25 protein-coding genes are annotated in these 25,794 nt (G+C 41.0%); 18 read left to right on the top strand and 7 right to left on the bottom strand.

The features are described from left to right. The first annotated feature begins 81 nt into the window (after positions 1-81). The 3 genes from VJ09_RS07305 (at position 82) to VJ09_RS07300 (ending at position 880) form a co-directional block, all read left to right on the top strand. Positions 82-384 carry a hypothetical protein gene (locus VJ09_RS07305; RefSeq protein WP_147635449.1) on the top strand — a complete coding sequence of 101 codons (303 nt, stop codon included), beginning with the start codon at positions 82-84 and terminating at the stop codon, positions 382-384. Further along, the gene (locus VJ09_RS18405) at positions 381-509 is read left to right on the top strand and encodes a lasso RiPP family leader peptide-containing protein (RefSeq protein WP_147635448.1); all 129 of its coding nucleotides are present in this window, start codon (positions 381-383) and stop codon (positions 507-509) included. Before VJ09_RS07305 ends, VJ09_RS18405 begins: the two co-directional genes overlap by 4 nt. A 92-nt stretch (positions 510-601) precedes the next feature. Next, positions 602-880 carry a PqqD family peptide modification chaperone gene (locus VJ09_RS07300; RefSeq protein WP_044640897.1) on the top strand — a complete coding sequence of 93 codons (279 nt, stop codon included), beginning with the start codon at positions 602-604 and terminating at the stop codon, positions 878-880. A gap of 172 nt (positions 881-1,052) precedes the next feature. Here VJ09_RS07300 and VJ09_RS07295 read toward each other — a convergent pair whose 3' ends face one another. From VJ09_RS07295 to VJ09_RS07280, 4 genes are all read right to left on the bottom strand, one after another. Then, positions 1,053-2,609 carry an ABC-F family ATP-binding cassette domain-containing protein gene (locus VJ09_RS07295; protein ID WP_044641675.1) on the bottom strand — a complete coding sequence of 519 codons (1,557 nt, stop codon included), beginning with the start codon at positions 2,607-2,609 and terminating at the stop codon, positions 1,053-1,055. 213 nt (positions 2,610-2,822) lie between these two features. After that, positions 2,823-3,401, bottom strand: a complete 579-nt coding sequence (locus tag VJ09_RS07290) for a hypothetical protein (protein WP_044640896.1) — start codon at positions 3,399-3,401, stop codon at positions 2,823-2,825. A 251-nt stretch (positions 3,402-3,652) separates the two neighbouring features. Then, on the bottom strand, positions 3,653-4,186 hold the full coding sequence (locus tag VJ09_RS07285) for a hypothetical protein (RefSeq protein WP_044640895.1): 534 nt from the start codon (positions 4,184-4,186) through the stop codon (positions 3,653-3,655). Positions 4,187-5,404: 1,218 nt separating this feature from the next. Then, positions 5,405-5,590 (bottom strand): hypothetical protein, encoded by a 186-nt coding sequence (locus tag VJ09_RS07280; RefSeq protein ID WP_044640894.1) that lies wholly within the window; start codon positions 5,588-5,590, stop codon positions 5,405-5,407. A gap of 164 nt (positions 5,591-5,754) precedes the next feature. Between VJ09_RS07280 and VJ09_RS07275 the strand changes: the two genes are divergently transcribed. Continuing rightward, complete coding sequence (locus tag VJ09_RS07275; protein ID WP_044640893.1) at positions 5,755-6,717, top strand: threonine ammonia-lyase; 963 nt, start codon at positions 5,755-5,757, stop codon at positions 6,715-6,717. Beyond that, a complete protein-coding gene (locus VJ09_RS07270; RefSeq protein ID WP_044640892.1) occupies positions 6,710-7,714 on the top strand; it encodes an ornithine cyclodeaminase family protein in 1,005 nt (334 codons plus the stop codon). Before VJ09_RS07275 ends, VJ09_RS07270 begins: the two co-directional genes overlap by 8 nt. Positions 7,715-7,839: 125 nt before the next feature. Here VJ09_RS07270 and VJ09_RS07265 read toward each other — a convergent pair whose 3' ends face one another. Continuing rightward, the gene (locus VJ09_RS07265) at positions 7,840-8,148 is read right to left on the bottom strand and encodes a YtpI family protein (protein WP_044640891.1); all 309 of its coding nucleotides are present in this window, start codon (positions 8,146-8,148) and stop codon (positions 7,840-7,842) included. A gap of 64 nt (positions 8,149-8,212) precedes the next feature. Continuing rightward, positions 8,213-8,404: a YtzJ family protein gene (locus tag VJ09_RS07260; protein WP_044640890.1), complete on the bottom strand. Its 192-nt coding sequence runs from the start codon at positions 8,402-8,404 to the stop codon at positions 8,213-8,215. A gap of 424 nt (positions 8,405-8,828) precedes the next feature. Between VJ09_RS07260 and VJ09_RS07255 the strand changes: the two genes are divergently transcribed. The 12 genes from VJ09_RS07255 to VJ09_RS07195 all read left to right on the top strand — a co-directional run bounded on the left by VJ09_RS07255 (position 8,829) and on the right by VJ09_RS07195 (position 23,105). Further along, the gene (locus VJ09_RS07255; RefSeq protein WP_044640889.1) at positions 8,829-9,137 is read left to right on the top strand and encodes a hypothetical protein; all 309 of its coding nucleotides are present in this window, start codon (positions 8,829-8,831) and stop codon (positions 9,135-9,137) included. A 251-nt stretch (positions 9,138-9,388) separates the two neighbouring features. Further along, the gene (locus VJ09_RS07250; RefSeq protein WP_044641674.1) at positions 9,389-12,865 is read left to right on the top strand and encodes a DNA polymerase III subunit alpha; all 3,477 of its coding nucleotides are present in this window, start codon (positions 9,389-9,391) and stop codon (positions 12,863-12,865) included. 72 nt (positions 12,866-12,937) lie between these two features. Continuing rightward, positions 12,938-13,396: a phosphatidylglycerophosphatase A family protein gene (locus VJ09_RS07245; protein ID WP_407689987.1), complete on the top strand. Its 459-nt coding sequence runs from the start codon at positions 12,938-12,940 to the stop codon at positions 13,394-13,396. A 261-nt stretch (positions 13,397-13,657) separates the two neighbouring features. Next, positions 13,658-14,644: a zinc-dependent alcohol dehydrogenase family protein gene (locus VJ09_RS07240; RefSeq protein ID WP_044641673.1), complete on the top strand. Its 987-nt coding sequence runs from the start codon at positions 13,658-13,660 to the stop codon at positions 14,642-14,644. Positions 14,645-15,062: 418 nt separating this feature from the next. Continuing rightward, positions 15,063-16,304: an NADP-dependent malic enzyme gene (locus VJ09_RS07230; RefSeq protein ID WP_044640886.1), complete on the top strand. Its 1,242-nt coding sequence runs from the start codon at positions 15,063-15,065 to the stop codon at positions 16,302-16,304. 25 nt (positions 16,305-16,329) lie between these two features. Then, positions 16,330-17,013, top strand: a complete 684-nt coding sequence (locus VJ09_RS07225; protein ID WP_044640885.1) for a FadR/GntR family transcriptional regulator — start codon at positions 16,330-16,332, stop codon at positions 17,011-17,013. A gap of 4 nt (positions 17,014-17,017) precedes the next feature. Continuing rightward, positions 17,018-17,878: an acetyl-CoA carboxylase, carboxyltransferase subunit beta gene (gene accD, locus VJ09_RS07220; protein ID WP_044640884.1), complete on the top strand. Its 861-nt coding sequence runs from the start codon at positions 17,018-17,020 to the stop codon at positions 17,876-17,878. Next, entirely contained in the window at positions 17,875-18,855 is a 981-nt protein-coding gene (locus VJ09_RS07215) for an acetyl-CoA carboxylase carboxyltransferase subunit alpha (RefSeq protein WP_044640883.1), read from the top strand. Before accD ends, VJ09_RS07215 begins: the two co-directional genes overlap by 4 nt. 222 nt (positions 18,856-19,077) lie before the next feature. Continuing rightward, positions 19,078-20,040 carry a 6-phosphofructokinase gene (pfkA, locus tag VJ09_RS07210; protein ID WP_044640882.1) on the top strand — a complete coding sequence of 321 codons (963 nt, stop codon included), beginning with the start codon at positions 19,078-19,080 and terminating at the stop codon, positions 20,038-20,040. 17 nt (positions 20,041-20,057) lie between these two features. Then, positions 20,058-21,809, top strand: coding sequence for a pyruvate kinase (pyk, locus tag VJ09_RS07205; RefSeq protein WP_044640881.1), 1,752 nt, complete (start codon positions 20,058-20,060; stop codon positions 21,807-21,809). A gap of 424 nt (positions 21,810-22,233) precedes the next feature. Next, entirely contained in the window at positions 22,234-22,659 is a 426-nt protein-coding gene (locus VJ09_RS07200; RefSeq protein ID WP_044640880.1) for an acyl-CoA thioesterase, read from the top strand. A 23-nt stretch (positions 22,660-22,682) separates the two neighbouring features. Continuing rightward, complete coding sequence (locus VJ09_RS07195; RefSeq protein ID WP_044640879.1) at positions 22,683-23,105, top strand: FxsA family protein; 423 nt, start codon at positions 22,683-22,685, stop codon at positions 23,103-23,105. Between the two features lie 44 nt (positions 23,106-23,149). On the opposite strand, the gene ytvI is transcribed toward VJ09_RS07195, so the two are convergent. Beyond that, positions 23,150-24,292, bottom strand: a complete 1,143-nt coding sequence (gene ytvI / locus VJ09_RS07190; protein ID WP_044640878.1) for a sporulation integral membrane protein YtvI — start codon at positions 24,290-24,292, stop codon at positions 23,150-23,152. Positions 24,293-24,625: 333 nt separating this feature from the next. On the opposite strand from ytvI, the gene VJ09_RS07185 reads away from it, so the two are divergent. After that, positions 24,626-25,735, top strand: coding sequence for a citrate synthase (locus VJ09_RS07185; protein ID WP_044640877.1), 1,110 nt, complete (start codon positions 24,626-24,628; stop codon positions 25,733-25,735). The last annotated feature ends 59 nt before the right edge of the window (positions 25,736-25,794 follow it).

The raw sequence follows: 25,794 nt of genomic DNA, 5'->3' as shown, positions 1-25,794 counted from the left end.
AGTTTTACAATAATATCAGAAGATTAACCAATGAGTTTTTCCATTAATCTAGTTTTCCTAAATAGAGAGGATGAAATGGTTTTGAAGAAGCGGATAACCAAAATTGTTCCAATGTTTAAGAGACCACAGCCTAGAACTAGAGAGAAAAGCCAACTTCGGATTTTGACGATCATAACGGATCAGGGTGATACTATCGAAATTCCTCTATTGTATTGCACCAATACGGAAGTTGGAGAAGGTGTTCGTCAGTATGCTGGGAAGGCAGTTGATATCCGATCAGATCGAGAAGTGTTTGATTTGACTTGTGTCGATGGGGTATGGGAATGCTCCGCTTCTGTAGAGTCTGATCAAGATATTCGAAGAGGTGGGAGGCGAAGAAGATGAACAGAATGGAGAAAGAGTATGAAGCACCGGAATTGATTGAAATCGGTTCTTTTGAAGAGGTAACTCATGGGAAGAGGCTTGTGGATATTGTTGATGAACATGAATGTCAAAACGAAAAGGAATAATGGGTACTGTGTTTTACGCCTTTCTTTTGAAAGACACGTAGTTTTGCTGTAATCTGCCCTTTCCTAAAGTCGAGTGAATAGGAGAGATCAAGTTGCTAAGTATTCCTGATTATGTACAGGTGACAAAGGTTGATGGTAAATACATTATTCTGGATCGCAAGAAAAACTACTTATATGCTGTTAGCAAAACAGGTGTGGAGCTTTTGGAGTGGTGGAGTATTTTGGGTAGTGCTGAAAAGGCAATGAACAAAATTAGTAAAAAGTATGATGTAGATTATGGGATCGTGGAGAAAGATATGCTTCGTCTGATCACGAAATTGAACAAAAAAGAACTGGTGAGGGTCGATGATAGAGGGTGGGATTTGTATTGATAGAATGAGAAGTTTTTCTATATGTATTAATAGGAATAATTGCATATAGAAATATAATCAAAAAGGGATAAAGGATACAGGAGTACGCCCTTCTTTCATAGAAAGGCGTATTTTTATTGAAAAAAAACCCCTCCCAAAATCACATCTGCGATTGGGAGGGGTTCGTTGGTCTTTATATCACCTTTGTCGTCCAAGATTCACAGTTCCATACATCGGTCACGACACTTTGATAAAACTCGGGTTCGTGAGAGATGAGCAGGACGCTTCCTTTGTACTCCTGAATAGCTCGTTTTAGTTCTTCTTTTGCCTCCACGTCTAAGTGGTTGGTCGGCTCGTCTAATACCAAGAGATTGGTCTCTTTATTAATCAGTTTACATAGACGTACTTTTGCTTTCTCTCCACCACTTAATACGTCGATCTTGCTCTCGATGTGTTTGGTGGTCAGTCCACATTTGGCAAGTGCGGCACGAACCTCAAATTGAGTAAAGGATGGGAACTCCTGCCACACTTCTTCGATACAAGTATTGGGATTGGAACGTTTAGTCTCTTGTTCAAAATAACCAATATGCAAATACTCGCCACGTTCTACAGAGCCTGAAATTGGCTGGATTTCCCCCAAGATACTGCGTAACAGAGTTGTTTTCCCGATCCCGTTGGCTCCGACTAGGGCGATTTTTTGTCCACGCTCCATGTATAGATCGAGTGGACGAGAGAGTGGTTCTTCGTAGCCAATCACCAGTCCTTTGGTCTCAAAGATCATCTTGCCGGAAGTTCTGGCAGCTTTGAAATGGAATTCTGGCTTTGGCTTTTCGGGAGCTAATTCGATCATTTCCATCTTGTCTAGCTTTTTCTGACGGGACATCGCCATATTCCGAGTCGAGACACGAGCTTTGTTTCGAGCGACAAAGTCTTTGAGATCCGCAATCTCTTGTTGTTGCTTCTTGTATGCTGCCTCTAGTTGCTGCTTTTTCGCCTCATGAACCTGTTTGAAATGTTCATAGTCTCCTACATAACGGCTTAATTCTTGGTTTTCTACATGGTAGATCAGATTGATCACGCTATTTAAGAATGGAATATCATGGGAAATTAGGATAAAGGCATTCTCGTATTCTTGAAGGTAGCGTTTGAGCCATTCGATATGTTGCTCATCCAAATAGTTGGTCGGCTCATCTAGGAGCAAAATATCTGGTTTTTCGAGAAGCAGTTTGGCAAGTAATACCTTGGTACGCTGTCCACCGCTTAGATCATGAACATCCCGATCCAAGCCGATTTCATCAAGCCCAAGTCCTCGAGCGGTTTCTGAGATTTTGGCATCGATGATGTAGAAATCGTTATTGGTCAACGTATCTTGAATCGTGCCGACCTCTTCTAGCATCTTTTCTAGCTCTTCGGGGGCTACTTCGCCCATTTTTTCATACATTTGGTTCATTTCCGCTTCCATATCAAATAGATACTGAAATGCTCCTTTACATACATCGCGAATGGTAAGCCCTTTTTGCAGCACACTGTGTTGGTCGAGATACCCGACCCGTACTTTGGAAGCCCATTCGATTTTGCCTTCGTCTGGCTCTAATTTTCTGGTGATAATATTGAGGAAGGTTGACTTTCCTTCGCCATTGGCACCGATTAGTCCGATATGTTCCCCTTTTAATAGACGAAATGAGACATTATGAAAAATAGCACGGTCCCCAAACCCGTGACTAAGATTGGATACGCTTAGAATACTCATTTTCTCTTTTGCACCTTTTCTCTCAATTATGATGAAAAAACCCTTCCTACAGGATATACGAAACAGAGCAATAAGGGCAAAAGAAATGTACAAAAAAACCCTCGTTTTCTTGTGGGAAAAGAGGGACTCAAATTGATTAGACAGAGCTGTTTCTTCAATTTCGAAGTAATAGATAACCGCCACTACTGCTTTATTATATTTACTTTTTTTAGCTCACTGATTCCGTTTCATTATCCATAACACTCCAAGTATACCCGAGATTGATATTAGACCCAGAATGGCTAATTCGACCAGGTTGATATCTCCTTCGAGATAAGATTGAAGAGAGTCTATAATTCCCGGCAAAGCTAGCATTACGCCTACTATACATAAAACGTAATAGAGTGTCATTTGGTTATAGCGAAGCGCTTTCTGTTCCATCATGTCTCTGGATGGATCCGGTTTTTGGGATGTTGGTTGATCTTTAAGAGAATCTTGGTGAATTTCCCCTTTCCTATATACTTGCCTCCATATGTCAGAATGGTTAGATCCGATATCTATTTCTAATTCATTACAAGCTCGGAAGAATAGGACTTCAGCATAATAAGGTTTCATTTTTACATATTCTCTATGCAAGTTCCTTTCATCATAAATCTTTTCCATTTCTGAAATTACTTCTCTTATAACATGGTGATCATAACCAAGCTTCTGCATGATTCCTTCCATCAAAGCTGTTTCGTAAATATGTATCAAGGGGAAATGCTTTAAAAAGTAACGAACCAAAAATTCCTGGTTTAGGGCTTTTTTTAACATAGTTTTTCCTCCTGGCTTTTAGGGTTAGAAGAGTTATTTGACAGTAATTTATTTTTAATATATCCTAATATTAGTCCATTGTTGGGTTATGTCTACGGACATGGTCACCATTGGAACAACGTTGATTCAATTGGCTACGAATTTCGTAGCCTTTTTTTTTGCTGTATTCGTAGCTCTTTTTTGTTATAAAAATGGAGTGACCACGTCAACAAATAAGTATGACGTGGTCACCATTGGAACAACGTTGAATGCTATTTTTTGTCTTCTACTTCTACATCTTTTGCACGATTCCGTATTACAATTAGCCCGACGACCGATCCAGAAACTAATCCTGCTATTAAAAGAGCAGATGTCGTAATATCAATTTGCCCTTTGAAGTAGGCGAGGAGAATTTGAAATATTACAGGTGAACTGGCAGAGATTCCTATAGCATAGAGGGCCTGTTTCTGGTTACGTTTGGTGTAATGTAAGTTCTCCACCGATAGCTGCTTATTGTCCGAATCACGTCGTTTTGTTTGCTCGATCTCGTATTCTTTTATATGCTGCGTATAGGATTTCTCCCAAAACTCTAGTATTGACGTTTTGGCTTTTTCTTCGATTCCGAGTTGGTATAAGGCAGATTCCAACTTTGCGATATTTGCATAGTTGGTTGGTTTGAATAACTCTAGTGACATCTGTTTCAGATCGCCGACCTTCCAGCTCCCTTTTTTTTCATCGTAACACGATGCTAGGGAACTGAGATCTTTCACTCTTGTGGTGTTTGCATGCTTGCTGTTTTGCTCCAATTCCGGAGTCCTCCTCACTTGGATTTGGTGGGGTAAAACACAGACTCCGGGTAGCATAAATCAACGCTTTCCCGAGGTCTGTTGTATGAATAATCTAGGATCAATCCATACAGCAGACCTCGGATTGAAGGTTCCAAAGTGAAAATGCTTTTAGCATTCTATTATCAGTCTAACGTCAATATTAGAAATAGTCAATAAAGTAGAGTGATCTCCAATTGATATGTCTTTATGAAAGCACCTTGCTAAGGTTGTTTTGTGTAGGATCTAACACCTTATACAGTGAAGGGCAGTACACCTTTTCTCTCAGTTGTGAGGAAAGGTGTACTGCCCTTCCTACAGAAAGCGATAAGAGCAAAAGAAATGTACAAAAAACCCTTCGTTTTCTTTTTGGAAAAGAGGATGAATGTTGGGATAAAGAGAGCATCCGTCAATTGATGATCTCTCTACCCTAATGAACAAATAATCGTCTCTCATAATATGCATTTTAAACCTGTGGTGATAGTTGAAAATCTGATCACACCACTTAGTTCCTTTTCCGTGATCTTGTATTGCCCATAAAACAAGAAACGAATGTGCAAATAGAATGGTATCTATAGATAACTCAAAACCTATTAGAGAGTTTGGCTTCAGTTGATTCATATGAAATACATCACACAGGTTAGAAAAGAGAGTTTCAATCTGCTTCTTACGGAAGCGGATGAACTTAGTAAGTTCAACAGGATGAGGATTTTTACTATTTGCACGCTTTATCGCAAAAAGTTGAATACCTTTTTGTGCTCTCTCGTTCCACTCTATCGCTTACATACCCCTTGTCACCTAGAACAATACTATAAGGAGATTGATCTAATAGCTCTTCCAACACACTAAGGTCATGTGCCGAAGCACGTGAAATAACATAGCCCAACTATGAATCCTGTACTGGTAATATGAAAAGAGCCCTTAAATCCATAGTAATGCTCTTTGTTGGAACACAATAACCTCGATCTGCATATCCTCGAAGTCGTTGTCACTCGAAACGACCAAGTAGATGATATAAAGGTAGTGGCAAACTATCTACGATTGTATAAGGAGCTTGCGCTAGAAAGCGACGCATAAATTGATAGCGTAGAAACTTAATGATCCAAAGAAGTTAACGACAAATTCGATGGTCAACGAGATCGTTCAGGAAAAGATTGATTTGGGAAAAAGTTAGTTTTTACGAATGAATGCCAAGAGCGTTCAGAAGTGAATCCCATCATTTTTCCTAATAAACAAACAGAGATGATGACAAAGTCCTTTTGATACTGCTTGGCGTAATTTCAGTGGAACTAGATAATTATACAGATCCTGAACTTCTAAAAGAATTTTCTGATATAGCTTTTGAAGTTGCGGAAGCGATTTGATAAAATGAGAGTGCTCTTGCATAAGAAATTCCTCCTGATGATAAGGTCGCACTTTCATTGAAGGATTTTTTTGCAAGGGCTATTATTTTATTACTAGCACACAGGTATTTTAAGTATTTTATAAGTAAAATATTAGTGAATGAAATGATAAATATATACTCATAAAAAGAAATGAGGCTTTAATTAATGCAATTATCTATTTTTGATATTATCCATGCTAAGAATCGTATGAAAAATCATATTGTCGAAACACCTTTTGTTTTTTCGGATCGCTTGTCGGCACAACTATCTGCAAATGTGTATTTTAAATTAGAAAATCTCCAAAAAACGGGTTCTTTCAAAGCAAGAGGTGCGCTCAGTAAAATTTCAGCATTAACAAATCAGGAGAAAAAGAAAGGGGTCATTACAGCTTCCTCTGGTAATCATGCACAAGCAGTATCCTATGCAGCGTCTTTATTTGATACTTCTGCACTTGTAGTCGTTCCGGAAAATACAGCACAAGCAAAAATAAGTGGCATTCAAAGATTTGGTGGGGAAATTGTACAATATGGTACTTCCTATGATGAGGCAGAAGAATATGCGGAACAATTAGCGAAGGAAACAGGCAGGATGTTTATTCATGCATTTAATGATGTTGTGACAATGGCCGGTCAAGGAACAATTGGTTTAGAGGCTATGCTGGAAAAACCAGATTTTGATGTCATTTTAGTGCCAGTCGGTGGTGGTGGACTACTCAATGGGATTGCCACTGTAGCAAAAGCGATTAATCCCGACGTGCAAATAATCGGGGTACAAAGCGAGGCCTCTCCAGCTTGGCATGAGTCATTTATGGCAGGAAAAATGGTAGATGTGACTTATCAACCTTCCATCGCGGATGGGATTTATGGAGGGATTCATGAAGCTCCTTTACAGCTTGCTTTTTCAAGAGTAGATGGAAGTTTAATAGTTAGTGAAGAGAGTATCGCACATGCGATGAAATGGATGGCAACAAATCATCGTTATATCATTGAAGGATCAAGTGCTGTAACGATTGCAGCCTTGTTACAGGATCAAGTTCAAGATATTGCTGGCAAAAACGTCCTTTGTATCATTACAGGTGGCAATGTGGATGCATCCTTATTTATGAAAGTGATGAATGCACATGAGTAAAAAGATAGATTGTACAACTCGAATTCTGACAAATACGGATGTATCTAAGATTTTAACCTTTGATCTAGTGATAAAAGCAGTGGAGGAAGCGTTTAAATTGTACTCAATGAACAAGGTACAATTAGCTCCTGTTGTTTCGCTAGAGATAAAGAATGCAGACGGTGAAGTTGATATTAAATCAGGATATGACCAAGAGAATGAACTGATTGGTACAAAAATTGCTTCTGGATATTGGCACAACCCAAAAAATTATAGCTTACCGTCAAGTTTGGCTACCATTGTACTTCAAAGTGGTCAGAATGGTGTGCCGTTGGCAATTATAGAAGCCAGTGCTATTACGAATATGAGAACAGGTGCTGCTGGCGCTATTTCAGCAAAATATTTAGCTCGTTCCGATTCGAAAAAAATAGCCGTATTAGGAACAGGGACGCAAGCAATGATGCAAATCCTTGCACTAGAAGAGATTTTTGATATGGAAGTAGTAAAAGTTTGGGGCAGAAATCCAGAGAGAGCTTCTGAATACATAAACACAATGAAATTAAAGAGTACTGCAACTTTTATGAAATCAGAGACACCCAAAAGTTGTATTGAAGATGCAGATATTATTATTACAACTACTGGGAGCAAAGTACCTCTCATTCAAAAGGATTGGGTTCGAGCAGGGACACATATTATCTGTATTGGTGCTGATATGGAGGGGAAACAAGAAATAGATGAACAATTATTTGAGGATACTAAAGTAGTTGTGGACAGTCTTGCCCAATGTTCGAAACGTGGAGAGCTACAACATGCGATTCAAAAACAAGTCATAGTAGATATAGATGTATATGCAGAATTAGGAGAAATAATTTTAGGTAATAAGGTGGGTAGAGAATCGTTAAGTGAAATTACCATTTTTGATGCTACAGGTCTATCTATTCAAGATATATCGGTTGCAAAAGAAGTCTTAAAAAGCGCTTATAAACAAAATATAGGTTTTTGTCTGCCCTTTATTTAGAACATTATTTTTGTAAGCGAGTCTACTCATTTAGAGTAATTAGCAGATTCTCTATGATCGCTACTTTTATGAAATAACGAAAGCCTAATTTCTCGAATACAACTCTGAGAAATTAGGCTCTTTTACTATACTTGTTTTTGTTTTTCTAATAGAAGAGCTGTATAGTAGCGTCGATTTTTCCACCCATAGTAGAGATTGATTAGTCCTAATACACCAATTAGTCCAACCAATACATAACCGATTGTTGGAAGCCCAAAAGTGGCTAGATGCCCTGCAATGGAGACAAATAAAATACCCATGCAAAGATTCATCCAAGAGCGATAAATAGCTTGCTCTACCCCGTGTGATCGACGAGATTGGATGCTGTAGAATAGCGTACCAAAAAGGGATAGGATCCCAGTACCAAGTGTGATCATGGCCCAAAATTGTAGCATATCAATGTCCTTTCGCGATAAAAGAGCCAATCTTCGGGATTATCCAGAGGATTGGCTCCATTTCTTATGCTTGTTTTCTTTCTTCTGGAATATACCAAGTTCCAATGGGGGTACGGTCGATTGTCACCTTGATACCTGCTTGGTCGATCTCTTTTTCAAGATATTCTTGTACTTCTTTGGTCTCCGTGTAGACGGAATAACCTTTGCGTAGTTTTTCGAGTTTTTGTCTCGCGAGATGCTTACGGTTGATAATCATGTTTGTTCCCCCCTCCCGTTCCAGTTTCGACTTTTCTAATGTACCCGTTTTCATTACAAAAGTAACAAGAAAAGTCTTATAAGATGAATTTTATAACTTGAAAGTGGATTCGACAAGATCAAAAGCCGAATGTTAGAAATGCGAATTATTTTTGCATTCGGGAATATGAGGAAAAGAATTAGTTTGAGGATAGTAAGTATCTGTATTCGTTGTGTTAAGCTAATATTTAGAAAATTGATTGATGTTAGACAATATGTACATAACAAACGGTTAGGGTATTGAGAGTAACAATGACGCAACAGTTAGTTGTCTATTTATTACATTCCAGTAGAATATCATTATCCGAAAAATGGAAAATTACATATTGATTAGTTCGATTATGATATTCGCAAGATATGGATCAAGATGGATTGGAGGGATCCTGTTGGTAGACAACCAATTGGTAGAGCTCCTACTCTCCATGAATGAGAACATCAAGAAAATGGACAACCGGCTAGAGAGTATGGACAAGCGTCTAATAGATATGGATAGACGCTTAGAGAATGTAGAGACACGTCTAGAGAATGTAGAAGAATCAATTGTCGAACTTACGGCGCGAGTGGTAAGAGTGGAAGAGGAATGTCAACAACTAAGAGATCAATTCACAAAGTTTGAAGACGGGTCCAGCGATTTAGTGGGCAGATTGGAGATGCTATCTTTATATTGCAGAGTGATGTGTCTGAGAAAAAAGTAAATTCCCAACTCCTCACGCAAGAGGTACAAAATAAGGTTGCTGCAACGGGTCAGATAGCAAAGGAAATATTTTTCCTAAAAAGTCGAATCTAAAGGCTTCTACATAGGTAGAGGTCTTTTTTCTGTTGTGATCTAGAGATCTCTCGAAATACCAAATATAAGGATGCGCAGGGAAAATATGTTCGCATCTATTGCGCAGTTCGTTATAATAGAAGAAGTTAATTGGAACGGGGATCGGAGGATCGAGAGAAGATGGCGGAGGAGTTTGTTCATTTACATGTACATAGTGCTTATAGCTTATTAGATGGAGCTGGACAAGTAGAAGAGCTAGTACAGCGTGCTCAAGCGATGGAGATGAGGTCGCTCGCGATTACCGATCATGGTGCCATGTATGGGGTAGTCCCCTTTTACAAGGCATGTCGAACAGCAGGGATCAAGCCGATCATAGGGTGTGAGATGTATCTGACAGATGGAGATTATCGTGAACGCCCGTCGATGCGGGAGAAAAAAATCTATCATCAGCTTTTATTGGCAGAAACGGTGGAAGGGTATCAAAATCTGATGAGACTGACAACGGAGGCACATCTTCGTGGTTTTCACTACAAACCGAGGATTGACCGGAATCTCCTGCGTCAATATCATAAAGGGATTATTGCTACTAGCTCTTGTCTAGGTGGTGAGATTCCTCAAGCAATTTTAAATGGGAATCTCCGACATGCAAAAGAATTGCTACATGAGTACCTTGATATTTTTGGACGAGATCACTTCTTTTTAGAGTTGCAGGACCATCAGATGTTGGAGCAGCAAAAAGTGAATCTACAGCTAATCGAATGGAGCCGAGAGTTCTCGATTGGATTAGTTGCAACGAACGATGTCCACTACACCCTGCAAGGAGATGCAGAAGTTCACGATTGTTTATTATGTATTGGTACTGCACGGAAATTAAGCGAAGAGGATCGGATGCGGTTTCCTAACGATCAATTTTATCTGAAAACGGCTGAAGAGATGGGAAGGTTGTTCCCACATGTTCCACAGGCTTTGCGAAATACAGTGGAGATTGCCGGGCGTTGTCAGGTAGAACTACCGCTTGGTCAGCGACTGTTGCCCCATTTTCCTGTGCCAGAGGGAATTAGTAGTGGTACATATCTACAACAGCTCTGTGAAAAAGGGGTTTCTTGGCGATATGGAGATCGAATCACTGCTGAGATCGAGTCACGACTCGCATATGAACTTCGTGTAATTGAGCAAATGGGCTTTCAAGATTATTTCTTGATCGTCTGGGACTTTGTCCGCTTTGCTCGTGACCATCAGATTGCAGTAGGACCAGGACGTGGTTCGGCAGCAGGGAGTTTGGTGGCGTATGTTCTTGGTATTACGGATATCGATCCGATTCGCTTTCATCTCCTGTTTGAGCGTTTCCTCAATCCAGAGAGAGTAACATTGCCTGATATTGATATAGATTTTGATGATACGAGACGGGATGAAGTAATTACCTACGTCAAGCGTAAATATGGAGAGGATCGAGTAGCACAGATTATCACTTTTGGAACGATGGCTCCACGAGCTGCGATCCGGGATGTGGGGCGAGTGATGAGCCTACCTTATCAGGAGGTAGACCGAGTTGCTAAATTGGTTCCTGCCGCTCCTGGTATGACATTAGAAAGAGCATTTCATCACGAGCCACGCCTTTTACAGTTGCGAAAAGAAAAAGAGGAAGTAGATCGCCTTCTTCATGTGGTAGATCGTGTGGAAGGGATTCCACGCCATGCTTCTACCCATGCAGCAGGTGTCGTGATCTCTCGAGATCCTCTAACCGATACGGTTCCACTTCAAGAAGGAAGCCAAGATGTTCCTCTGACCCAATACTCCATGGAGACATTGGAGGAACTTGGGTTATTAAAGATGGATTTTCTAGGTTTACGTAATCTGACGGTGATCGAACGAGCCAAAGAGTGGATTCGTGAAACACAAAACAAAGAGGTCGATTTTCGAGATGATTCCTACGGAGACGAAAAGACCTATCAAATGTTGACCAGAGGTGAGACAACAGGAGTCTTTCAATTGGAGTCAGCCGGGATGAGAAGGGTGCTAAAAGAACTCAAACCAACCCATTTTGAGGACTTAATTGCGGTTTTGGCTCTTTATCGTCCAGGTCCCATGGAACAGATCCCGCGTTTCATTCGTGCCAAACATGGCTTGGAAAAAGTAACCTTTCCCCATCCTGATTTAGAAGAAATTCTATCCAATACATATGGGATTATCGTCTATCAGGAACAGATCATGCAGATTGCTGCCAAGTTGGCTGGCTTTTCCTTAGGAGAGGCGGATTTGCTTCGACGTGCTGTGGGCAAGAAGAAAAAAGAGCTGCTTCATGAACAACGGGAAAAATTTGTCTCTGGAGCGATTGCGGAAGGATACCCAGCAGAGATAGGTGACCAGGTCTATGATCTCATCGTCCGATTTGCTGATTATGGATTTAACCGTAGCCATTCTGCCGCTTATGCAATGCTTGCTTATCAGACTGCCTATCTGAAAGCCAACTATCCGAAAGCTTATTTTGCGGCACTTTTGTCTACTGTGATGGGAAGCCAAGGGAAAATGGCAGAGTATATTGAGGAAGCTCGTAGACTTGGAGTGAAGATTTTGCCTCCCGATGTCCAAAAAAGTGGAAAAGGTTTTCGTTTGGAGGAGGAGGGAGTCCGGTTTGGCCTCGCAGCGATTAAAAATGTGGGGAGACAGGCGATTCACGAAATAGAGAAGGCAAGAGAAGAGGAGCCTTTTCAAGATCTTTTTGATCTATGTGATCGGGTAGATCTGCGAATATGCAATCGTCGTGTGTTAGAGTCGCTGATATTGTCTGGAGCGATGGATTCACTTTCGCATCATCGTGCCAAAAAGCTCAATATGCTAGATGAAGTATTAGAGAAAACAGGAGAACTCCAAAAGCATCGCTTGCAAAACCAACTGTCTTTGTTCGAAGAGATGAGCGACTACATTTCGCAATTGGATCATCCTTATGAGGATATTCCGCCATATTCACTCAAGGAACAGTTGGCTTATGAGCGAGAGTTGATTGGTTTTTATCTCTCTGGACATCCACTAGATGAGTACCAACAAGTAATGGATCAATATACAACTCATGCTATTTCCAAATTGATAGAGTTACCGGATCATTCCAAGGTTCGTATCGCAGGTATGTTGTCTAGTATGAAACAGATCCAGACTAAAAAAGGAGAAGCGATGGCATTTGTTGAGTTGGAGGACAAGAGCGGGGTAGTAGAGTTAGTCGTCTTTCCTAAAGTGTATCTTGCATCAAGGCATCTTTTGAACGAAGGAGCAGAGCTTTTTGTTATTGGGAAACTAAATCAACAAGACGAGTCAGTTAAAGTATTGGTAGATCGGTTTGTTGCACTTTCGGATGCGAAACAGAAGATGATAATCCAAAAGAGACCTTCTGCCGAATCGTCGTCCGTTGCTCCAGATCAAAACGAGCTTCTGCTTCAGATCCCTATGACTTCTGAGCGTGGGCAATTGCTCTATCAAATCAAAGATGTTTTGACCCAATTTCCTGGTAATACTCCAGTTCACCTTTATTACGAATCGGAAAAGCGTATGGTAAGTCTTCCAGTTCCATCATATGGAGTAGAATTAAATACCAAATTACTGGAACATCTGCACGATCTTTTAGGGGAAAAATCTGTTCGGGTGAAGACCAAACATATACGTTAAACACCAGCATAAGATGAGTTATCCCCTGAAAAGAAGGTGATGGACTTGTTTTATCAACACACAGTCCAACTCATGCAAGAACGTGGAGTAAATCTATCAGAGATTGCGAAAGTAGTCTATGATCTTCAGCTTCCATACAATCCTACTCTCCAGATCAACGAGTGTCTCGAAAGTGTGGAAGCAGTATTGAAAAAAAGAGAAGTCCAACATGCGGTGATTACCGGGATCGCAATTGATATCTTAGCGGAGAAGAAACAACTTCCGGAACCTTTCCAGACCATTATGGAAGTTGATGAGCCGTTATACGGCATCGATGAGATTTTGGCTCTTAGTATCACCAATGTATATGGGACGATTGGACTAACTAGCTTTGGATATTTGGACAAAGAAAAAATGGGAATCATCCGAGGACTAAACAATCATGGTAAAGAAGTGCATGTCTTTCTAGACGATCTGATCGCTGGTATCGCGGCAGCAGCCTCGGCTCGTATAGCACATGCACATCCAGATGAATCAAGGTACCAAGATTAGATATAGATTGTTGCATAAATCAAAGTAAGACATAGGATCGCCGCCAGTTTACCCGCTTCTGATCTGCTCCGCTCTCTACCGCTCATAGTCACATCTCAAAAGGGGAAACCTCTGGCTTTAGGCTCATTATGCAACATGCTCTAGATAATAAAGACAGCTTCTCTGTTGGAGGGCTGCCTTTTTTTTGTACGAAAGCATTGTCTAGAGATAGAAAGGGAATCTATTATGATATATAAGTGAGAGAGGAGAATGAGCAGAATGATGAAAGCACAAGCAATTATGAATTACGGTGGGGTAGAGGAATTTCAGACCATCGAGATTCCGATTCCTGAAGTTGGCCCAGGTCAAGTATTGGTAAAAGTTCATGCTACTAGTGTCAATCCGATTGACTTGAAAATTCGTAGCGGTGCAGTGAAAGGATTGGTGTCATCTAATTTTCCTCTCGTGTTACATAGCGATATTGCGGGCGAGATTACGCAATTGGGATCAGGAGTCACAAAATGGCAAGTAGGAGACGAGATTATCGCGTCACAAGTTACTACCATGGGCGCATTAGCTGATTATGCTGTAGTAGATGCTAGTGTGATCGCCAAAAAACCGAGTAATCTAAGTTTTGCAGAAGCTGCTGCACTTCCGTTGGTTAGTATCACCGCCTGGGAAGCTTTGATCGATCGGATTAAACTGACCAATAAACAACAAATACTGATCCATGGCGCAACAGGGGGAGTAGGTCATATTGCGATTCAGATCGCAAAGTTAAAAGGGGCAAAGGTTGCAACAACTGTTTCCACCGAGTCCAAAGCAGAGATCGCGCAAAAATTAGGAGCAGATGAAATTATCTACTACCCACATACCACAGTGGACCAATATGTAGAGAGATTGACAGGTGGCCATGGTTTTGACGCAGTATTGGATACTGTTGGTGGCGAGAATGTGGATCGTTCTTTGCAAGCAGTGAGAACATATGGGCAAGTTGCTCTGATCGCGGCTCGATCGACTCATGATCTTACTCCATTACACAATAAAGCTTTGACTCTTCACGGAATCTTTATGATACAAACTCAACAAACTCAAGAGGGAAAAGCATATCATGGTTCTATCTTGAGTTTCATTTCTGATTGGGTAGAAAGAGGTCATATACGCCCTATTATAGATAAGGAGATTTTCCGTTTTGCAGAAGTAGGGAAAGCTCATGAAAAATTGGCATCAGGTAAAACAATAGGAAAAGTGGTTCTGACAAATCAATAGGTGAGAAACGTTTTTCTGTCATCTTTTGGATCAACATCGCATAAAGTAAGTATGTTAGATGAATTGTTGTATAATAGTATAAAGAGAACCCTATCATTTACAGGGGTAGAAAGGTAAGGGTTTTCATGCAACTATTTTTGGATGGCTTGGTAGTTCTGACCGTGTTCATCCTCGCAATAGCTTATTTAGGACAAAAAAAGGGGAATCGAAAAGCACGACCCCGCTCACAAAGAATAGAACGATCTTTCCCTTTAGATGGGACGCAGTCTGAAGAGCCTACTTCGACTACAAATAAGTTTCGATAAACACCATCTTATCCTATTTTGGGATAGGTGGTGTTTTCCTTTTTATCTGTTATAATGTGTTCTATTAGTGGTCAGACCACTGATGATGAACTAGAGATAAGGAGTTGTAATTTTTGTCCAATCTAAGAGAAGATGCTCTTCGCTTACACCGCGAACATCAAGGAAAGTTAGAAGTTCGTTCCAAAGTAGAGGTGCAAACAGCCCAAGATCTAAGTCTGGCTTACTCACCAGGCGTTGCCGAACCATGTAAAGAGATTCATTTAAACAAAGAGACTGTTTATGATTATACAAACAAAGGGAATCTCGTTGCGGTAGTCTCAGATGGAACTGCGGTTCTCGGACTTGGCAATATAGGCCCAGAGGCTGCTATGCCAGTAATGGAAGGGAAAGCGGTACTCTTTAAGGCGTTTGCAGGCGTGGATGCATTTCCTCTATGTTTAGATAGTACCGATATAGACAAAATAGTCGAGACAGTTACCTTACTCGCTCCAAGCTTTGGTGGAATCAATCTGGAAGATATCTCTGCTCCCAACTGCTTTGAGATTGAGCAGCGATTAAAAGAAAAACTGGATATTCCTGTTTTTCATGATGACCAGCATGGTACTGCGATTGTGACATTGGCTGGTCTTCTCAATGCTTCCAAATTGGTAGGCAAAAAGCTTTCGGAGATGAAAGTTGTCATCAATGGAGCAGGTGCTGCTGGAATTGCGATTCTCAAATTATTACAAAAAGCCGGCGTAGAACATGTGATTATGTGTGATAGTAAAGGTATGATCTATGCTGGGCGCCCGTATGGTATGAATTCAATAAAAGAAGAAATTGCTCAAACTACCAATTTAGATAGACAAACCGGTGATCTAGCACTAGCTCTTCAAGGTGCGGATGTGTTTATTGGAGTAACAGTGGCTGGAGTCGTGAACCAAGAAATGGTAAGATCGATGAATCAGGACCCGATCATTTTTGCAATGGCCAACCCAGTTCCAGAGATTATGCCAGAAGAAGCATTAGCTGCTGGAGCAAAAGTGGTAGGAACAGGTCGTTCTGATTATCCGAACCAAGTAAATAATGTACTGGCTTTTCCGGGGATTTTCCGCGGGGCACTCGATGTTCGCGCAAGTCAAATCAATGACGAAATGAAACTAGCAGCAGCAAAAGCAATTGCCAGCTTAGTATCAGAACAAGAGCTTCGAGCAGAATATGTGATCCCTGCACCATTTGATGAGCGTGTAGCTCCCCATGTAGCATCAGAAGTAGCACGTGTTGCAATGGAAACAGGAGAGGCGAATCGAATTGTAGATCCACAGTCTATATTCGAGAAGACAATGCGCTTAACGAAAAATACCGTCGTTCGATAGGGGGAAGGAGCGGGGTTGTAAGACTATGCACCAGGAACGAAATACCGGAAAATTTCAGTCCATTTTAAAAGGGATTCACTCGCTGATCGAAGAAGATCGTCTACGTCCTGGAGACCGTTTGCCTTCTGAAAGAGAACTTTCCGAGAGGTTGGGAGCAGGTAGATCTTCCGTAAGGGAGGTTTTACGTGCTCTAGAGCTATTAGGGCTCATCGTGACGAGACGGGGCGAAGGAACCTTCTTACAACCCTACCATACCCATCATCTAGTTCAGTTGCTGGCAGACTACATTTTACGAGACAGAGAATCGCAAGAGGATCTAGTTGATATGAGGATTTTGCTAGAATTAGAAGCTGTCCGTTTAGCAGTAGGACGTGCTAGCGACTCTGATATAGAGAAGCTAAAAGAGATTCTTCAGCATATGGAAGAATGGATTCAAGCTGGTTACCTTCCTCATCAACAAAAAGAAGAATTTCATCATACGATTGTTCGATTATCTAAAAATAAATTACTGATACGGACTTGGTTTCCTGTACATCAGTATTTCACGCTGTGCACTCATTCCAATCAAGATATTAATAAGTGGCAAAAAGTAGTAAAGGAATTGAAGCAGGTTCTTCGTGCGATCCAAGATAAAGACTCTCTCTGTGCTTATCAGCGACTACAGCAACATCTAGAGCAATTCCTTTCTAATTCGCTTAACGAGGTGTGATTCTGTGCTAAAAGAGCTGTTTCGCAAACAAAAAAAATATGCGACCATTCCTTCAGAAAAGTTACGAAATGAGATTCCAGAAGGAATTGTGACCAAATGTCCAAAGTGTAATTCGGTTATTATTACAAAAGAGTTAGAGGCCAACCAAAAAGTTTGTAAAACTTGTCAGCACCATTTTTCCATGTCTGCTCCTGAGCGGATCGCCTTACTTTTGGATGAAGGAAGTTTCCAAGAGATTGATGAAAACTTAGAATCGGTTGACCCGCTAAATTTCCCAGACTATCCCAAAAAAGTACGTCAAGATATGGAGAAGACTGGGTTGAAAGAAGCGATCCAGACAGGTGAAGGAACTATTGAAGGCTATCCACTTGTTATTGGGGTTATGGATTCTCGATTCCGGATGGGAAGCATGGGTTCTGTAGTGGGAGAAAAAATTGCTCGTGCTGCTCTGTATGCTGCTGAGAAAAAAATACCATTCTTGCTATTTTCGGCTTCTGGTGGTGCTCGGATGCAAGAAGGGGTTCTCTCTCTGATGCAAATGGCGAAAACCAGTGCAGCCTTGGAGAAGATGGATCGAGAAGGAGTACTGTTTATTTCCGTACTTACCAACCCAACAACTGGTGGAGTTTCAGCTAGTTTTGCGTCCCTTGGGGATATTAATATTTCGGAACCAGGTGCATTGATTGGATTTGCGGGTCGCAGGGTAATTGAACAAACCGTGCGTCAAAAACTCCCAGATGATTTCCAAACAGCAGAATTCCTCTTGAAACATGGGCAGCTAGATTTTGTTACGCATCGTCATGAGATGCGAGATCGAATCGTTCAGATTTTGGATATGCATGCACCAAGGGAGGCAGCAAGATGAGCAAGCAACTACCTTTTGAGAAGCCACTAGTTGAGTTAAGGCTAAAGATCGAGGAATTAAAGCGATTCACTCAAGAAAAAGATATTGATTTAAGCCACGAGATTGCGACTCTGGAAAAAAAAGCTTCTAAACTGGAAAAAGAGATCTATGGTAATCTAACCACTTGGCAAAAAGTTCAAATCGCACGTCACTCTATTCGTCCGACTACTTTGCATTATATTCGTTCGATCTTCACCGACTTTCTCGAAATGCATGGCGATCGTTTGTATGGTGATGACCCTGCGATCATGGGTGGAATTGCGAAATTAAACGGAATACCAGTGACTGTGATCGGTCATGAACGTGGCAAAGATACCAAGGATAAAATTGCTCGTAATTTTGGGCTTCCTCTACCAGAAGGATTTCGAAAAGCACTTCGGTTAATGAAACAGGCAGAGAAATTCCGTCGGCCTGTCATTTGTTTTGTAGACACACAGGGGGCTCAACCAGGTATTGAAGGCGAAGAACGTGGTCAAAGTGAGGCTATCGCTCGTAATTTGCGGGAAATGGCAGGACTTACTGTACCTGTTATCTGTATCGTGACAGGAGAAGGTGGAAGTGGTGGTGCACTTGGAATCAGTGTCGGAAACCGACTTCTCATGTTAGAACATGCATACTACTCCGTTATTTCGCCTGAAGGTGCCGCTGCAATTCTGTGGAGAGATGCAGCAAAAGCACAAGAAGCGGCAGAAGCGATGAAGATTACGGCAGATGACTTACAGCGATTAGGAATTGTCGATGAAGTAATCCCGGAACCAAAAGGAGGAGCTCATCAAGATCCTACTTTGCAGTCTCAGTGGGTCGGGGAAGCCATTTTGCGTCATTTAGAAGAGCTAACGCTCCTTTCTCCAGACGCACTGGTGGCAGATCGACATGCAAAATTTGCAAAGATTGGTCAGTTTACCCAGCAAGAAGTACTGGAAGAGAAGCCAGTATAACCTGTAAAATAAGAATACAAATAGAAACGCCATTTTCTATGTTGCGCTATCATGCGCATCGGAGAAAACGGCGATTCTAAAAAGAAAACCGTGGGATACTATCTCTGTTTAACCTTTTATGAACAGAAATGAGATAGTAAGTCTGCGGTTACTCTTTTTTCTTGAATGGACATTTTTTGTCCCTGCGGGACTAGAAAAGCTAACTATAAGAGGTGGAAAACGATGAAACGGATTGCAGTATTAACTAGTGGTGGAGATGCACCAGGAATGAACGCAGCGGTACGTGCAGTTGTCCGATCAGGTATATATCGAGGATTAGAAGTATATGGTGTGTATCGTGGTTATTCTGGACTAATTCAAGGGGATTTTGTCGAGATGACAGCAGGTTCGGTAGGAGATATTATTCAAAAAGGTGGTACCAAACTGTACAGTGCACGTTGCCCTGAATTTAAGGATCCAGAAGTGCGGAAGAAAGCTGCAGAGCAGTTAAGAGCAAAAGGCATTGAGGCACTTGTTACCATTGGGGGAGATGGAACCTTTACGGGAGCGATGAAATTATCTGATGAATTAGGTTTTCCTGTAATTGGGATCCCAGGAACGATTGATAATGATATCCCTGGTACTGATTTCACAATTGGATTTGATACCGCGATCAATACCGTGATAGACTGTATTGATAAAATTAGAGATACTGCCACATCACACGAACGTACATACATAGTTGAAGTAATGGGACGAGATGCAGGAGATATTGCACTTTGGGCAGGCTTAGCTGGAGGTGCAGAATCGATTCTGATTCCAGAAGAATCATATCAAATTAGTAATATCATAGAACGTTTAAATCACGGTGCTGCTCGTGGGAAAAAACATAGTATTATTTTAGTGGCAGAAGGCGTTGGTAGCGCAGTAGACGTTGCCAAACAAATTGAGGAACGAACCGATTATGAAACACGAGTTACTGTTTTAGGACATGTACAACGTGGGGGTTCTCCTACTGCGTTTGATCGAGTATTAGCCAGTCGTATGGGAGCAAAAGCAGTAGAACTTTTACTAGAGGGGAAAACGAATCAGATGGTTGCCGTGCGTAACAATGAAATAATCGGGATCGATTTTGTAGAAGCTTTCAACGGCAAACATCAACCAAATCTCTCCTTGTATCATTTGGCAGGAGAGTTATCGATTTAGACGAAGGGATGCATAGAATGCGTAAAACAAAGATTGTATGTACTATTGGTCCGGCGAGTGAAGAAATTTCTACTTTAAGAGAATTAATCCAAAATGGAATGAATGTAGCAAGACTGAATTTTTCACATGGTTCACATGAAGAGCATGGGCAACGGATTCATAATATCCGTCAAGCTGCCAAAGAAGAAGGAAAAGTAGTCTCTATTGTACTCGATACGAAAGGACCAGAGATTCGTACACGTGATCTAAAGGTAGATCAAGTAGAATTACAAACTGGACAGAAGTTTGTCCTGACCACTCAAGATATTCTTGGGGATCAAGAACGAGTAGCGGTGACTTATCAACAATTGCCTCAGGATGTACATGAAGGGGCAACCATTTTAATCGATGATGGTCTCATTGGCTTACGTGTGAAGGCTGTAAATGATACCGATATTATTTGTACTGTAGTCAATGGTGGAGTCTTAAAAAATAAAAAAGGCGTTAACATTCCTGGAGTCAAGGTGAATCTGCCTGGGATCACGGATAAAGATAAGTCTGATATCTTGTTTGGTATGGAGCAAAATGTAGATTTTATTGCTGCATCGTTTATCCGGAAAAAAGAGGACGTTTTAGAAATTCGCAAGATCCTGGAGGAGAATGGATCGAATATCCATATCATCTCCAAAATTGAGAACCAAGAGGGTGTTGTGAATCTAGAAGAGATTTTGGAAGTCTCGGATGGTCTCATGGTAGCTCGTGGTGATTTGGGAGTGGAAGTACCTCCAGAAGAAGTCCCCCTCTTGCAAAAAGAGATGATCAAGCGTTGTAATCTTCTTGGCAAGCCAGTAATCACCGCCACTCAGATGTTGGATTCTATGCAACGGAACCCTCGTCCAACCCGTGCAGAAGCGAGTGATGTTGCCAATGCGATTATTGACGGAACAGATGCAGTTATGCTATCTGGTGAGACAGCAGCTGGAAAATATCCTGTAGAAGCAGTAAATATGATGGCTACTATTGCAGAACGCGCAGAAACGGCACTACGTTATCCAGAACTATTTAGCCAACTTAGAAAAGAGCATGATCGTAGTATTACTGACTCGATTAGCCAAGCAGTCGTATATACTTCTCAAAACTTAGGATGTTCCGCGATTGTAACTCCAACCGAGAGCGGCTATACAGCGAGAATGATCTCCAAATACCGCCCTCAATCTCCCATTATTGCAGTTACGACGAATGAAGAAGTTCAACGCAAACTTTCCCTTGTGTGGGGTGTGTATCCCGTTGTAGGGGAAAGTTGTGATAATACCGATGATATGCTACAAACTGCGATCCATGCTGCTTATGAAAGCAACTTTGTCAAACAAGGTGACCTGATTGTGATTACAGCAGGTGTTCCAGTCGGAAAAACCGGAAGTACCAACCTAATGAAAGTGTATGTGATGGGTGGCGTGCTTTTACAAGGACAAGGTATTGGGAAAAAGGCTGTGACAGGACCTGTCGTGATTGGAAATACCGCAGATGAGATCCGCAAAAACATGATGGACGGTGCGATCATTGTAACTCGGAGCACTGATAAAGATATGATGGATTCATTTGAGCGTGCAGCGGCAGTGATTACCGAAGAGGGTGGGCTTACCTCCCATGCTGCGATCGTAGGAGTAAGTTTGAATATCCCAGTTGTAGTGGGTGCTTCTAATGCAATGCGTGTGTTGAAAGAGGAAGAGAGTATAACAGTAGATCCTATTCATGGAGCGATCTATTCAGGAGAAGCAAAGGTTCTATAATAAACAAAACGCGCAGGGAGAAAATTTCCAGCGCGTTTTTTATATGTTTGTTTGATTATAATTAGAAGAAGGGAAAACTACATTAGGCCTAAACGTGGAAAAATCCATAAACGTAACTTGCGACGTAACTTTTTACGATTGCGGCGAAACACAGGTTGTCCTCCTTTCCATTTCGGGAATTTCATTTGTGTATACGGAAGAGTCAAGCTCTCGGTCTTTTGATCAGGACTGTTTTCATGTTAGTACTATCATTATGTGAGACAACTTCCGGAAATATGTGTCCGCATTATCTTTCCATAGTCTGGAGAACAATGCAACCATTTTTTTAGAAGTAGTCGACTACATTTGGTACAATAGAAATATACAACCTTTAGGTATGCTAACAGTTGACACATCCTAGAAACCAAAAAGCGAGGAGAACTGCATGGGAACCGAAACAAAAGTGTTTGAGACCGATGTTCGAGTACGCTATCAAGAAACGGATCAAATGGGTGTCGTTTATCACGCCAATTATCTCGTTTGGTTTGAGGTGGGAAGAACTTCCCTCATTCGAGAACTTGGTTACACATATAGTGATCTAGAGAAGAAAGGTATTATCTTGCCTGTAGTAGAGGTTCATGCTAACTATCGGGCACCAGCTCATTATGAGGATGAGTTGACCATTCGAAGCTATGTGCAAGAAATGACTGGCAGTAAATTAGTTTTTGGATATGAGGTATATCGAGAATCAGATGAAAAAATGCTTACTACAGGGCATTCTAAACATATATGGTGCAGTAAAGAGATGAAACGCATTAACCTGGAAAAATTGTATCCGGAGATTTATCAAGTGTTGACGAAGGCTTTATAAATTAAAGGAGGTGAATCAAAACAATGACTCGACTTATCTTTATTCTCCTGCTAACGATACCGTTAATAGAGTTGTTTGGTCTAATTACAGTAGGAAGTTGGATTGGAGCGCTGCCGACAATCAGCCTTTGTATTTTGACGGCTTTAATTGGGACCTATCTCGCGAAACGGGAAGGATTACGTGCTTACCGTTCTGTCATGGAGCAATTTCGTTCAGGTCAAGTGCCTGGTTATACGGTAGTAGAAGGACTCGCGATTTTATTAAGTGGACTCTTTCTGATGTTCCCTGGATTTTTTAGTGACATAATCGGTTTACTCCTCTTGCTTCCATGGTCGAGACGTTTGTTGGTAGATTGCCTCATCCAATATGGTACGAAAAAGATGACAGAGACGATGACCAATGCGACCACTTCCAAGCGAATCTATATTCAAAATCATGCTGAGTAATATAAAAAAGCGCCTAAGATGGATGGGCGCTTTTTTATATGTTCTTAATAGACATCTTCAATTCGTACGCGCTTTCCTACTATGTAACGCCAAATATCTCGAAAGACGTTAGCTCGATGGAGAACCACAACGATCACTGTGACGACTGGACCTAAGATCAGACCTAATACTCCTATCAATCTAAGTCCCACAAAGAGTGCCACCAAAGTGAGTAGTGGATCAAGACCCACATTACTTGCAACTAATTTTGGTTCGATTACTTGGCGTACTACTAAAATGATTAAATAGATTACTCCTAAACCAATTGCAAGTTTATAGTTACCTAAAATGAGGGAATAGATGATCCAGGGGACCATAACGCTTCCTACTCCAAAATAAGGGAGTAAATCAACGAATAGAGTAAGGAGGGCGATCGTAAACGCATATTCCACTTGTAAGATGAGAAGTCCAACTAACATGATGGAACCGGTAATGCTGACCAAAGTCAACTGAGCACGGATAAAGCCAAATAATGCTTTGCGTAGGTCTTTCGCTACCGTTCGGACAGTAACACTGATACGATCTGGCAAAAAAGTGATGGTGTCTTTTTTTAAACGTGGCCAGTCCAAACTAATAAAAAAAGTACCTAGTGTAATGAAGACTGCAACAGTAAGTAAGTAAGGTAAATTACTCAAAAAATCTCCAATGGTGCTAAAGATATCGGTAATCCAAGTCGTGATTCGTTCTGTCAACAGCTGAATATTTTGTTGAATGCTATCTTGAATTCCTTGTTGTTGTTGAGGATACTTTGCTAAATAAGCCTGAACGGTGTCAATGGTCTTTTTTAGATCATGATTATCTATGATGAAATCCTGTACCAACGTGTCTCCTGTGTCATTTAAGAAACTAGGAAGCTGTTCTGCTAAGTTCGCTAATTCCACGATAATTTCGGAGACAAGTGCGACTAAAAAGGTGAACAACAGACTTAAAAGTAAGACGAGCAGTATCGTAATAGCCAACCATCTTGGCATCCGTGTTTTCCGTTCCATCCAACTAATGATCGGTTCGATTAGTATTGCGATTAACCAACCGATGAGAAATGGGTAAAGTAATGGAATGGAAAAGGAGAGACCAAAATATAACACTATGACCGCAGCGAGTACAATGATAGAGCGAATCGTCACTCCAACCCAATACGTGCGTGTCAATCAAAAGCACCTCCTTGCCAAGCACTGATAATAACTAGAATAAACAAAAAATGGGTAGGAAAAAAGAGTGGTTTCCATAATTACAGAAAAAATATCAGTTTGTTCACGTATTCACAATCAAAGAGGCAGTTTGTGAACATTTTGACAGGATGCGTCTCAAAAAACTTTGTGTTAAACTAATGAAGAAACCTTCATTTTGTCACAAATAGGCTGATAATTGTTAGTGTTTGAGCATCATGGAGCATTTTTAATCGTAAACAAAATGCAATCGCTTACTTTTATCGCCAAAAGTTGTGGATGTTTGATCAAAACAGAGGAAAAGGAGCGAAATATATGGTTGCAAAAGGATTAGAAGGCGTTGTGGCACTTTCTTCGGAGATTAGTTCTATTGTGGACGGTGTGCTCACATATCGCGGTTATAACATTGACGATTTAGCAGATAATGCTTCTTTTGAAGAGGTCTCATTTCTATTGTGGAATGGTCGTCTCCCTTCTCAAACAGAGTTAACGAAATTAGAGAGTGACTTAACTGAGAACGCATCAGTACCACAAGAAGTACTCCAATTGGTAAAAGCCGCACCGGCAGATGCCCACAGTATGGCGGTATTACGTTCTGCAGTTTCCTCTTTAAGTATGTTTGACTCCAAAGCAGAAGTGAGTGACACATGGGCCAATTATCAGAAAGCAATCCAATTAACAGCAAAAATCCCGACTATTATAGCAGCAATGCATCGTTATCGTCAAGGAGAAGAAGCGATTGCTCCTAAAAAAGGTTTGGGCTTTGTTGCCAACTTCTTATACATGTTAAATGGAGAAGAGCCTAGTGAAGTAGCCATCAAAGCGTTGGACAAAGTACTGGTTCTTCATGCGGACCATGAACTAAATGCTTCTACTTTTGCATCCCGTGTAACTGCTGCTACGTTAGCAGATATGTATTCCTCTGTAACCGCAGCCATTGCGGCATTAAAAGGACCACTTCATGGTGGGGCAAACGAAGGCGTTATGAACACTTTATATGAAATTGAAAGTCTAGACCGTGTTGAAACATATCTTCAAACCAAACTGGATAACAAAGATAAAATTATGGGTTTTGGGCATCGTGTCTATAAAGATGGAGACCCACGTGCCAAACATCTTCGAGAAATGTCTCGTCAATTAGGTGAGCAAAAAGGCGATACCAAATGGTATGAGATGTCTGTCAGATTAGAAAAACTCATGATGGAGAAAAAGAACTTAAAACCAAATGTCGACTTTTACTCTGCTACTGTCTATTCTTACCTAGATATTCCAAGTTATTTATTTACTCCATTATTTGCGATGAGCCGTGTGACTGGTTGGACAGCACATATCTTAGAACAATTTAACGATAATCGCCTAATTCGTCCACGTGCTGAATATACTGGTCCAGTCAATCAAAAATATGTATCCATCGACAAACGATAGCTCTTTCTATAGGGAATAAAGTGCAGTGAACAAAAATAGCAGGATAAGAGGTGTAGAAT

The organism is Risungbinella massiliensis (assembly GCF_000942395.1).
In the GTDB taxonomy this organism is placed as follows: Bacteria; Bacillota; Bacilli; order Thermoactinomycetales; family Thermoactinomycetaceae; genus Risungbinella; species Risungbinella massiliensis.
Note: the sequence above shows the minus strand (reverse complement) of the source record. Positions and strands in the feature narration are given on the sequence as shown.